This is a genomic window from Taylorella asinigenitalis ATCC 700933, assembly GCF_000687755.1.
In the GTDB taxonomy this organism is placed as follows: domain Bacteria; phylum Pseudomonadota; class Gammaproteobacteria; order Burkholderiales; family Burkholderiaceae_B; genus Taylorella; species Taylorella asinigenitalis.
Map to the genome: position 1 here is coordinate 126,348 of NZ_JHXN01000003.1, position 12,644 is coordinate 138,991.

9 protein-coding genes and 2 rRNA genes are annotated in these 12,644 nt (G+C 32.6%); all 11 read right to left on the reverse strand.

What is annotated here, in order from left to right; genetic code table 11:
- Window positions 1-325: 325 nt before the first annotated feature.
- On the reverse strand, window positions 326-1,672 hold the full coding sequence (locus tag T432_RS0103395; RefSeq protein WP_248646264.1) for an O-antigen ligase family protein: 1,347 nt from the start codon (window positions 1,670-1,672) through the stop codon (window positions 326-328).
- A 606-nt stretch (window positions 1,673-2,278) separates the two neighbouring features.
- Entirely contained in the window at window positions 2,279-4,102 is a 1,824-nt protein-coding gene (locus T432_RS0103400; RefSeq protein WP_028884186.1) for a glucosamine 6-phosphate synthetase, read from the reverse strand.
- 11 nt (window positions 4,103-4,113) lie between these two features.
- Entirely contained in the window at window positions 4,114-5,394 is a 1,281-nt protein-coding gene (locus T432_RS0103405) for a lipopolysaccharide biosynthesis protein (protein WP_028884187.1), read from the reverse strand.
- A gap of 83 nt (window positions 5,395-5,477) precedes the next feature.
- Window positions 5,478-6,707, reverse strand: coding sequence for a glycosyltransferase family 4 protein (locus T432_RS0103410; RefSeq protein ID WP_028884188.1), 1,230 nt, complete (start codon window positions 6,705-6,707; stop codon window positions 5,478-5,480).
- A 234-nt stretch (window positions 6,708-6,941) separates the two neighbouring features.
- Window positions 6,942-8,093 (reverse strand): DegT/DnrJ/EryC1/StrS aminotransferase family protein, encoded by a 1,152-nt coding sequence (locus T432_RS0103415; protein WP_028884189.1) that lies wholly within the window; start codon window positions 8,091-8,093, stop codon window positions 6,942-6,944.
- Between the two features lies 1 nt (window position 8,094).
- Window positions 8,095-8,775, reverse strand: coding sequence for an acetyltransferase (locus T432_RS0103420; protein WP_248646265.1), 681 nt, complete (start codon window positions 8,773-8,775; stop codon window positions 8,095-8,097).
- Entirely contained in the window at window positions 8,735-9,346 is a 612-nt protein-coding gene (locus T432_RS0103425) for a sugar transferase (RefSeq protein WP_028884191.1), read from the reverse strand. Before T432_RS0103425 ends, T432_RS0103420 begins: the two co-directional genes overlap by 41 nt.
- Before the next feature lie 138 nt (window positions 9,347-9,484).
- Complete coding sequence (locus T432_RS0103430; RefSeq protein ID WP_028884192.1) at window positions 9,485-10,804, reverse strand: sodium-dependent transporter; 1,320 nt, start codon at window positions 10,802-10,804, stop codon at window positions 9,485-9,487.
- Window positions 10,805-10,956: 152 nt separating this feature from the next.
- Entirely contained in the window at window positions 10,957-12,087 is a 1,131-nt protein-coding gene (locus T432_RS0103435) for a YadA-like family protein (RefSeq protein WP_028884193.1), read from the reverse strand.
- A 208-nt stretch (window positions 12,088-12,295) separates the two neighbouring features.
- Window positions 12,296-12,408, reverse strand: a 5S ribosomal RNA gene (gene rrf, locus T432_RS0103440).
- 140 nt (window positions 12,409-12,548) lie between these two features.
- Window positions 12,549-12,644, reverse strand: a 23S ribosomal RNA gene (locus tag T432_RS0103445); the annotation flags it as partial.

Sequence of the window (12,644 nt, forward strand, 5' to 3'; positions counted from 1 at the left end):
ACTCATTTATATAAGAGATACAGGAATCAAATTTAACAGCTCTAGCTTCACTTTAGTACATTAGCTAGGGGACACCATTTCTCCCCTAAGGTGTTTACGTAAGGTAATTCTAGATAAATCGAGCTCTAATGAGGCTTTTTAATTAAATGAATGTATTAAAGAAGTTTTTAATGATAAAAACTTTTCTTAATCTAACCTGAATAGAGAACTCTAAAATCGATTGTCTAACTAATTATTTGGGATAATTTTGAATTGTCGTTGACAAAACAGTACATCTAAATAAAAAGATATAAATAGGGACAAAATACTTATTAATACAAAAAGATCAAGTTTGAAGGTTTCTGCAAAATACAAAGGATGAAATAAAAAACATTCCCATAAAAAGAGTAACTAAACCTCCCAAGAACATCTGGTTTGAAATTAAAAATATAGATAATGTACCTAAAAAATTCATTTCAAAGTTGCTATGTTTAACTTTTAAATATCTTAGGAAAACTAATAGTAGCAAACTAATATAGAGTATTGCACCGACTAATCCTCCCTCGACAAAAGATTCTAATACTAAATTATGAGGAGGGAATTTACTCTCTGGAGGGTCTGTATAACCTAAGGCTAATGGAAAATTTCCTAACCCTATTCCATATATAAAATGTTGATAAGATTTTAGAGGAATCATAATTGATGAGACAAACAGAATGCCTCTATAAGAAGAATCTTGTAATATGAACCTACCTAGTTTGGTAGGATACTCTAGAGACCCAAATTGAATAAAATCTTCATACAATTTATTAACATCAACTAGAGGTTTAAGTAAATTTATATTTTCTGGTGTTAACTTAACCGGATACGTATCTATAAAATCTTCAAAAGTATTAATTTTATCTGAATATAAGCGGGTTATCTGATCATTTCTACTAGTAATTATTGGATTTGATTGATTTTTACTAAGGGTTATTTTAGGACTAATTTGGTCTTTTCTAATATTTGAATACCTATCTATCGATACTGGACTAAACAAAATAGCTTCTATAAGAATAAATGACAAAATTGATAGAGTTATCTTAATAATAGATTTGAAATCTTTTAGCTTAAATATGTTGATTATAACTATTACTAATATAGATAAAACACTTGCTCTTCCCTGAGAATCCAACAATACTGCAAATGAGAGGAAAAACATAAAACTGTTTAATATTTTGTTTTTAGAATTGTTCGATACTATATTAGAAAAGTAATAAATTACTAAATAACTTATAAAGGCACTTACTTGCAGGTATATTTGATTTTCTTCATTAAATCGAAAACCGAAGCTAGGGTTATGGATTAAGAATTTTCCAATAAAATTATTATCCTTAATTAGGTAAATGAATAAAAAATATGTAAGTAATAAAACAATAAATTTCTTAATGTGATTAGTGTTAAATATTATCGAAAAAGCAAGGCAATTCAAAAATACAAATATATATAGTTTTGTATTACCATCTATGAAAAAATAAATTAGTTGTAATATTAATATTAGTAAACTAAACAAATAGATAGTTTGAATTAAAACTTGTATTTTTTTTAAAGCATTTAATGACAAAACAATAGAAACAAAACATAAAACAAGTCCAAATGCTGAATAAAAAAAATTGGAATTTTCTCTTAAATCGATAATACCGTTAATTAACATCCAAATTACAAATAGAGAAAAAATGTATAAATATATCTTTCCATAATTCGATAATGCATAAAATCTCCACAACTTATCCTTAGTTTTTAATATTAAGAAAGAAGTAATTATCAGACTTATTGAACCAAGAAAACCCGTAAAAGCCATTCTAAATGAATCAGAAAAATAAAAGCTTACGGGATTTAACACAAAAATGTAGCTAATTGAGGCGCAAATAGAGGATATGTATAATAATTTGTTATTTGTAAAATATTTGTACATAATTAGTAGATTAATACTGCTAGTAATCAAGTTAAGGTAAATTCCTAAACTCAAATTAAGCAATTTAATTTAATAGTTTAAAGGTATAAATAAATGTATATATGTCCCCAATCTTTTAATCACAAAGGATAATTAATAAGTTATTAAAAACTAAGATTTACAGTACAGGTGCAAAATTTTTAATTGGTGTACTTAATGAACCATAGCACAAATTGCAAAATACTATATATTCATATTAAGCCTATTAGATTACAAAGTGGAACAGTCATAATTAACGCGTGAAAATAGAAAAACTCAAGCAATATATTTTAAATTAATTTTTAAAATGCCTCTAAAATTACATAATTAATATAATTTTGGAATTGAGTTAATTACATTAATAACTTCTTTAAAATCTAAATTTAGAGCATCGAGATACCAGCGAATATTCTTATATCTAGGTTTATTTTCTTCTTTGACGAGTTTTAGAGCAACATCTCTTGAAAGTTGACCTTCTCTTATTTGATTGCTTCTAAAAGTATCATGCTCAGTAAATCCAGCAACTGTAAAATAAATATAGTTATAGAAAGCTGCTGTTCCATCCCCTATTCTCCAAGTAGTTGGAGTATCTACAGATAATTCCCAATCATATTCATTTATTAATGTATCGTTAACTTTTTCTTCTTCCCATCTCCAGTAATCAAATATATGAAAGTAATCTTTTTTTTCTGTAAAACTTCTGTAGTATTCTCCAGATAATGTATCCCATAAAGAAGAATTAAAATATCCTAAATTTCTTGACATTACAAGAAATCTTTTCTTATGATATCTAATTTGTTTTCGGATTCCATGACTATAAACCCTTTTTTCTTCAAAATCGGGTGGAATTCCTAGGAAGCCAGTTTTGAAATGTGTTACTTCAAGGGGATTAAACCCCCACAGATTTAAATTAATACCAGTTTGCTTTTTGATGACTTCAACGTACCTGAAGAAGTGTTTATCTCCAGCTGTTAACAAAGCGATCAAACCCAAATGAGGTGATTTCAACCAAACTTTCAGATTAGTTCGAATATGTTGTCTTTTCTTAGATATATCCGCAGCTACAATTATATTCTCCACACCCAATCTAGAACAAACCCTACTAATATTCCTTCTACCGAGATCAGTTACCATTCCCCAATCATAAGTATATGTGACTGGCTTCATTTTTAATTCTTTAACTATTAAATGCAGTGCATAACAACTATCTCTCCCACCTGAAAAAGGAACAATACAGTCAAGCTCATTACCAGGTCTTCTATAAGGTTCTACAAGTTCGAATAATTCAGATGTGGGTTTAGGAACATTTCTGAGTTTATAACTATGACAATAATTACAAACCCCATTTTCATCAAATTTGATGAAGGGCATTGTATGCGGAAGAATGCATCGAGTACATCGCTTCAAGTAAGGCTCTTCGTATTCAAGAAGTGCTTCTTCATGTGGATCATGCCGAAATTCAGGTATAAGATTTTCTTTGCGAAAATTATAATCACGAATTATCAATTCTTGATCACTGACAGGAATGTCAAAAACCTTACATACACCGTTGATTTGTTCTATATCATCTACATGCAATAAATCTAAAGCATACCGTTCTGAAGCAAAATAAATAGACTGATCTTTAATACCGTGGTATAAGCTCCCACAATTAGAGAACACTATCATCTTGCCTAGTTTTGGGATTGCCACAGCACAGGACATTGTGCCATCACAAATTTGGAATATTTTTTTGGGTATTTCCTCTAAAGAAATTTTCTCTTCCAGAAACTTATTGAAGAGTGCCAATATGATTTCAGAGTCAATTCTATATAGTCTAGTTAAACCTAGGTTATTCCAAATCTCTTCATGGTTCACTATAATGCCATTGTGAATTAATATTAAATCGTCTCTAATAATTGGTTGATTATCATTTAAGCCGTTGGTTATTAATCTACTATGACCGAAAACTATTTCTGAATTAGTAAGATTAGACTTTCTCAATAATTTAACTATATCGAAATCGGCCCTCTCTATAATATAATTATTTGCTGAATCTAAGTATACTAAGCCACTAGAATCCCTGCCTCTTTGTCGAGAGTGCTGAATAAGTGTTTTTAAAGATTTAGTATTAACTGAATTGCTCGAGATTATTCCGAATATGCCACACATAAAGTAATTAACTAATTAGAAAAAAATTTAAATCCACTGGCTATTTTGTAGAAGCTATAAAGACTGAGAACATTATAAAAAGTTACTGTTAAGGAATACAAAATAAGTGCATCAAAGAATTTTAGATTAAAGACGTATGATAAACAAAAAACTATAACTAACAAAAAAAACAAAAAGAATTGTAACAAAAAATTCAATTTTTGCTTTCCCAAGGAAATCAAAGTAACCGAAAGAACACCGCTTACAAAATAACTATAGAACATAGGCGTCATAATATAAATTACTGTAGATAATTCAGCCCACTCTTCACCGAGTACTAATAATGTAAGTTCATCTAAAAATAAGATTTCAATTAATATAAATGGCAGAGGAATAAGTATCAAAAATTTAAATGTATGTATAAAAATAGATCTACATTCACCAAACTCTCTATACTTATTGGCCATTGGTTGCATTAATGATTTGTTTACAGAAGTTACCAATACATCCATTGGAACTAAAATTAGTTTTGTGGCCATTGTCACCAAACCTAAATTATAAGATTCATAAATAATTGCAAAAGCAAATATGTATAAATTGTTAGCAATTACATTTATAAAATTTGCTGGCACAACATATAGTGGGTAGAGTTTATATTCACGAAAAGTTTTAACAAGTAACTTAACTTTAATGGTTGTGGGTAATAATAAAAACCAATTATTACCCGAATCCATTCTTGATTTACAAAAAATATAACTATGAATATATGATGAGAATCTAGATAAACAATCTGAGAATATTAGGCCAATTTTTCCTGTATTTAGAAAGCCAAATCCCACCATACTTATAACATTTACTGTATTAGTTAAAATTTTATTTGTAGATAATACCCAGAATTTTTCATGTCTGTTTAACCAAAAGGCATAAATTTGGTTAAGAGACAAAAACAATATACCTATAAGAATAAATGTTAAAGTTTTAATACTATAAAGTTCAGAACTAATTAAATTAGGGTTAATCAATAGTAGAGCATAACCTACCGAAATAAGAGTAAAACACGATAGTAGCAATACTACTATTGACAATCTAAAAAGCAAATAGGCCTTCTTATTATTCTTTGGTAGAGGTATTGCTTGTTCGAATTTATTTGATGCAACGGATGTCCCGATCAATATCAAAGTAAAAATAACAGAAAATTGCCCGAAATCTGAAGGGGTATACAGTCTAGCAACAACTGGAGTAGCAAATAGTGGTAATAATTGTGATATTACATTGCCAAAAAAAAGTATGGAAATGTTTTTCTTTAAAGACATCTAATTTGAGTTAGGTTTAAATTTTTTAATAAAAATTTTAGTATTTACAGTAAATAATTAGCACATTTACATAAGAAAAAAGACTATAAATCTTTCAAATACTGATCCATTTTCTTTGCTAACATTGAATATTCAAATTCATTTTCAGCTAATTTTCTAGCGTTGATTCCCATCTGTTTGATATCCTTATCTGGAAGGTTGTATAACTTAAAAATGGCATTTGATATATCAAGATTATTGACACTTGGAACCTCATAACCTGCAGCATACTTCTCAACGTAATCAAATTCTGGAGAATTAACTGCATACAACATAGGTTTTCCAGAAGCCAAATATTCGAAGTACTTTTGTAAAGATGTACCAAATTTATTTAATTGCACATCTGACATACAAAGAAAACAAACATCAAACGTTTTATACAAACTCGGTACTTTAGATTTTTCAACTGGATCCAAAAATGTAATATTTTCTAGCTTTCTTTTTCTAGCATCTTCTTCTATATTTATCTTACTTGGTCCGCTCCCAACAACTAAAAAGTGAATATCTTCTATGTTTTTAAGCATGTCAGCAACTTCTACAATTGATTCAACATTATTAGAAATGCCAATGGTACCTGCATAACCAACTATAAATTTATTTTTTGGAATATTGTTTAGGAAATTTGAATCTAATGGTTCTGGATTATCAAATTCTTCTTTATCAAATCCATTTGGTATCCATCTAAATTTAGATTTATCCATCCCCCTTGAAACCATATGTTTCCAAGAAAATTTTAGATTAGAGAAAACCAAATCAGATTTCTTATAAGCAAAATCTTCAACCCATTGTAATAATTTGATAAAAGGGTGATTTTTGCTAATTCCACCAATCTCAATTAAAGTTAATGGCCATATATCTCTAACTTCAAATATTAATTTAGAATTTAATTTTTTTGATAATGAATAAGCACCGAGAAAAGGTATAGGAGATGGTGAAGTTTGTAAAATAATATCGGGTTTTTGAAATTTATATTTATTTAATTTAGATATCTTATAAGCAAATTTAACCCATAAGTAGACCCTCTTCTTAGATCTAGCATCTTTGTACTTAGGCATGTTAAACCAAACAAAATTTAGACCCTCTACGTTTTGTTCGTAATAGTCTCCATGAAAATTTGGCTTTCTTTTTAGTAAATGGTGATTGTTAGACGCAAAGATATAAACGGTATAACCTAATTTAACCAATTCTTTACCTAAATAATAACTACGACCTCCATAACCGAATTCTGGTGTAGAAGAATACTGATTAATTATCCAAAGTGTTTTTTTTGACATATGTTGATAATATTCTATAAAGTTAGTAGTAATAATTAATTTTTATTGAAATTTTTACTTAAATTGAGCAATCAAATATCTCTAGTTTAATAATGATAAATTTAGAATCCATATTCATAAACGTGCAAGTAAATTTTTATATATAAAAAATATTATATAAATATTGGTTGAATAATAAGAAAAAAAAGATTCAACAAAAAATGGGATTTACAAAGAAATTTTTTAACCATTTAGTTAAGTGATACTTCTTAAAATCTCGGAAAATTTAATTAATTCTTTGCATCCAATCCCAGGATGTACCAAAAACATTAAACTTGATTCTCCCAGTTTGAAAGCATTTTTTAATCTAGTAGCAGGTATAAAGTTAGTTGATTGGAAGGCTTTTTCTAAATAAACTTCCGAACATGAACCAGTAAAACAAGGAATCCCATTGTCATTAAAACTATTCAAAACTGAATCTCTAGTTATTTTCGATTCATCTTTAATAAAAACGTAAGCTTTATAGGCTGCATGCTCAATATGATTTGGTATATCAGGGACTCTTAGCCAATTTACTTTTTTTGCTTCATTCCAAATATACATCGCATTTTCTAATCTTTGTTTATGCCAGTCAGGCAAACGTTTGAGTTGAATTCTTCCGAGAACAGCTTGAATCTCAGTCATACGCCAATTGGTTCCAAAACTTTCATGTAGCCATCTAAAACCCTGAGGATGTTTTTTGTTATAGACTGCATCATACGACTTGCCGTGGTCTTTATATGACCACATTTTCTTCCAAAGGTCTACATCATTGGTGGTTACCATTCCTCCTTCACCACCTGTTGACATTATTTTATCCTGACAGAATGACCAAGCACCTATATGACCTATAGATCCAACAGACTTACCCTTATATTTAGCACCATGTGCTTGAGCACAATCTTCTATAACAAATAAATTATGATCATTGGCAAGTGCCATAATGCCGTCCATTTCACAGGGCCAGCCTGCCAAATGCACACAAACGATAGCTTTAGTTTTACTATTAATTAATGGTTTTATAGTTTCGGGAGTAATATTCTGACTATCTAAATCTACATCTGCAAATATCGGGGTGGCACCAGAATTTATAATAGATGAGACGCTTGCAATGAATGTTCGTGATGTAACAATGACTTCATCACCTTTTCCTAAACCAACCGCTAACATCGCAAGATCAAGTGCAACCGTGCCATTAGCTACAGCAACAGAGTATTTAGTGCCTACAAATTCAGCAAATTCTTTTTCAAATTCTCTACACTCCTGACCCGTCCAATAATTTACCTTATTGGACAAAAGAACTCTCTTAACAGCCTCACCCTCTTCTTCAGTGAAATTAGGCCAAGGAGGAAAATTATATTCAACCACTTTATTTCTCCAATATTCTTGCTGGATTTCCTACGACAGTTACACCATCTGGTACATCTTTAGTTACAATTGCTCCCATGCCTACTATGGCACCTTCACCTATAGTTAAACGCTTTGTAGAATTTCCTTGCTTAATTACTGCTCCACTACCTATATATGCATGTTTTTTTATGTGTACATTACCGTTACACTTTGCACCTGGAGCGAAAGTTACAAAATCTTCTATTACTGAATCATGTTCAACATAGCTATAAATGTTTGCATGAAAACTCTTTCCAATCTTTACGTTAGGGCCTATAAAAGTAAAAGGGCACAGTATATAAGATAATCCTAGTTCAACATCATCAGATATATGGGAAAATTCACCCCTAACAGAAATCAAATCAATGTTATTAGAAAGCAATTTTGATGTTATGGATTCTCTGATCTTACTATTGGCTATCGCAACAACTGCGGATTTATCTGGATAATTTAGAGATGTAAAGTGATCAAAATAAAGAGAATTCAATCCATTCACAACAACTCCGTTAATTTGATCATCAATAAAACAGATATGAGAATTAGAATATTGTTTTTTAACTAATGGGAGAATATCCCTTCCGAAACCTGAAGCCCCATATATACCAATAATACTATCAATACTATTCATCAGGTGTTCCTCGGAACTTTTCAGTTGTGACATGACCTTGAGAACTTATTCCTTCAGATTTTAATACTTTCAAAAATGTTAAATATAAAATTTTTATATCTAAACTTAGTGAATAGTTATCGACATACCAAACATCAAATTTAAATTTTTCTTCCCAAGATATTGCATTTCGACCATTAACTTGAGCCCAACCAGTTATCCCTGGTCTAACTTCATGTCTTCTAGATTGAAATTTAGAATATAAAGGAATATATTCAATTAATAATGGTCGGGGGCCTACAAAGCTCATGTCCCCGATTAATACGTTAATTAACTGAGGCAATTCATCAAGAGATGTTTTTCTAACAAATTTTCCTATAACAGTTAGTCTTTTCTGATCTGGTAATAAGTTGCCTCGCTCATCAAAATCATCTCTCATAGTTTTGAATTTTAGAATTTTGAAAATTTTTTTATTTTTTCCGGGTCTTGACTGAATGAAAAATGGTTTCCCATTATTGGCAAAAAATAATAATATGGTTATAAATAGAAGAACGGGTGAAGTGAATATTAAAAGAACTAAAGCTCCAATGATATCTAATATTCTTTTAGTAATAATTCTATACACAGTTTATCAAACTAAGCTATAACACTTAAAATTATTACTTCATTATAGCTATTAATCAATTTATATATTTACTTAACAAAATTTTGGCCTATGGAGCATTTCGCCCCATAGACCCAATATATACCTTAGACCCTATCTCTAAAACGCAATGTTCATACTCAATGCTATGATGCAAAGAATAAGTGCCATCGGAACATACACGAATCTGCCGATAGAATACCAGAAGGAGCCTTGCGGGCGCATTGCCCCCGTATTAACTTCATCTAAAAGCTCATCCTTGCGTAAAATCCAAAACCATGAGACGGCCCCAATCACCGCACCAATAGGGATTATGTAGATCGAAACGGTATCCATCCATGGACCCCATGAACTGATTGGCTCCATAATGACCCCAAATCCGAAGCAAATTACACACAACGCAATCAGTACGACTGAGCGCTTCAATGAAGGGAATTTGTGCAAGATAGATTCAGCTACTACTTCAAGCATGTTTTGTAGGGAGGAAATGCCCCCGAACACAACCGCCGTAAACAGGATTATCGCAAAAATTTGTCCGCCAACCATATCTTGAAGTATCTTTGGCAATGTCACGAAAAGCAGCCCTGGCCCTCCTGCCTGATCCATACCAAACGCAAACACCGCAGGAATCATAACCAATGCCGCTACTACCGCTGCAATAGTGTCGAAAATCGCAGTTTTCTTTGCACTATCAACGATATCTTGATCCTTCGGAAGGTAGGAGCCGTACACAAGCATGCCAGACCCTGTGATGGATAGCGAGAAAAATGCCTGCCCCATCGCAGAGACCCAAACCATCGGATTCTTCAAAAATTCCCACTCAGGTGTGAGCATAAATTTATAACCTTGCATCGCCCCATCCAAAAACATCACGCGCACCGCAAGAATGGCGAACAAAATAAAGAAAAGAGGCATCATAATTTTGTTCGTTTTCTCGATACTATGAGCACCTAAGAAAAGCGTGATTGTTGTGCCTAAAACGATAATGGCGTGAAATGGAACGACTGAGTACTCTGTGAGTGCAAATGACTCAAACCAAGTATTCGTATCGATGGTCATTAGCGAGCCGTCTATCGATTGAAATAGAGCCTTAAGTACGTATGAGATAATGACCGCATATCCTATGGCAATGCACATGCTTCCCGCCAGCGGCAGCCATCCAAGCACTCTTCCAACTGGAGCAAGGTTACGAGATTTCCAAGCATATTCGTACGATCCTAGCGTGCCCGTGCGTGCTCTACGTCCAATCGCATACTCTGCTGATAATCCTGCATAAGAAAAGATAGCCACAAAGAGTAAATAGATTAGAAGGAAGGCACCGCCGCCATTTGAACCTAATTTATATGGAAAGCCCCACACATTGGCCATGCCAACCGCGGAACCTACGCAGGCTAAGATAAAGCCCCATCTTGTGCTAAATATACTGTGTTTCTTATGCATAAATATTTTTATTAAAAAAATTAAAACGAATGTTTATGATATCAATTGTGTTTCAGCAAATTACTAGGGTTTTTACTTATAGGTCAATTTTTTGTGGAAAATTTGCAAAAAAGGTGGTCAACGTGACCACCCTTTAGTTGGCAATGCCCCGTTTACCATTGGAAATTTGCTGAAGCAGCAGCTCCAAAACGTCCTTGTGAGTTGCCTGCACCGATAACATTTAAAGTCCAATCACCACGAGTATTTCTATAGGAAACACCTAATGCATATCCTGTTTGTCCATAGTGTGTACCAACACCGACAGATACTTGACCTTTACCTGGAGTTTGAGTTGGAACTAAAGATGCAGCAGCAAGTGCTTGAGCTGCAATAGCATTAGTGCGTTTATCTACTTTGTTTACTTTGTTGTCTAAATTTTCGATGCGTTGTGAGAATTTATTGTCTAAGCCATTTAATTGATTGTTGAATTTTGAGTCAGTTTGAGCTTGAAGAGCCTTAAGTTGAGCCACGTTTACAGCGTCTGTGTTTTCAGTACCTGCGGCAACATTAGTGATTTGACGAGTTGCGGTGGCATTGCCAACTGAAAGAGCACCAAACTCACCTTTCACTGTATTTTTGACGTCTGCGTTATCGCTTAGGTAAACGGCATTGGCTTGAGCTGCTTCGCGATCTGCAGTGGATTCTGCACCTAAAGCTATTCCTCCTGCTGAGGTTGATTTTGTGTTTGAACCTAAAGCCAAAGAATCATCAGCGATAGATTTGGCAGAAGAGCCTACAGCCATTGAATTTTTGCCTGAAGCAGTAGAATTTACACCTACAGCAGTCGATTTTTTTCCAGAAGCAGTATTTCCATATCCAATAGCAGATGACATCATTTCTAATGCTTTATTAGTGTGACCAATTGCCGAAGAATACATTTGTTTTGCTTCATTTTGGATACCAATTGCATTTGATGAATGTCCATCAGCAAGATTTTGATATCCGACGGCAGCCGCTGACATTTTATTAGCTTCATTTGACAAGCCAATAGCTGTTGAATACGGACCTTCAGCTTTATTTCCTATACCCATTGCAGTGGTGTTAGGGCCTTTTGCGTTATTATTGTTACCCATTGCAGTGGAATTCACACCATCAGCTTTGTTATTTTTACCTTTTGCGATAGCATTAGAGCCTATAGCTTCATTCCCATCAGCATCAGGTGCAGCTATAGCGAATTGAAAACTGAGAGCTGATAAGCATAAACAGCTATAAGTGATGAATTTATTAAAATTAATTGTCGACATTTTGTGTCCCCCTTACAAAAAATTTTTATTGTAACTATCCAATACTTTGGAAAAATTTCACTGAAATATATATATACAATTTGTTATTTTTTTTTGTTACATTTAGGCAACTTTAAGCAACAAAAAAGCCCTCTGAGGAGATATCTTAGAGGGCTTTGAGTATATGGAGGGTTGTTATTATTTTTATAAGGGGTATAAGAATAAAAGAGCCTGACAATGACCTACTTTCACAGGTGTCCACCCACTATCATCGGCGCTAAGGTGTTTCACTGTCCTGTTCGGGATGGGAAGGAGTGGGGCCACCTTGCTATTGTCGTCAAGCTACAAACTGGTTATGGCTTTTTTTATCTTTAGCCATTTGGAAGAAGCACTACAAGGTGGGGTTGAGAGTCTTAGATTGCTATTATGTTTTTCTCTCTATATATTCTAATTTAAGCGACCCATAACACTGATAAAGTTATAGGATCAAGCCTCTCGGGCAATTAGTACTGGTTAGCTACATGCATTACTGCACTTTCACACCCAGCCTATCAACGTTCTAGTCTCGAACGACCCTT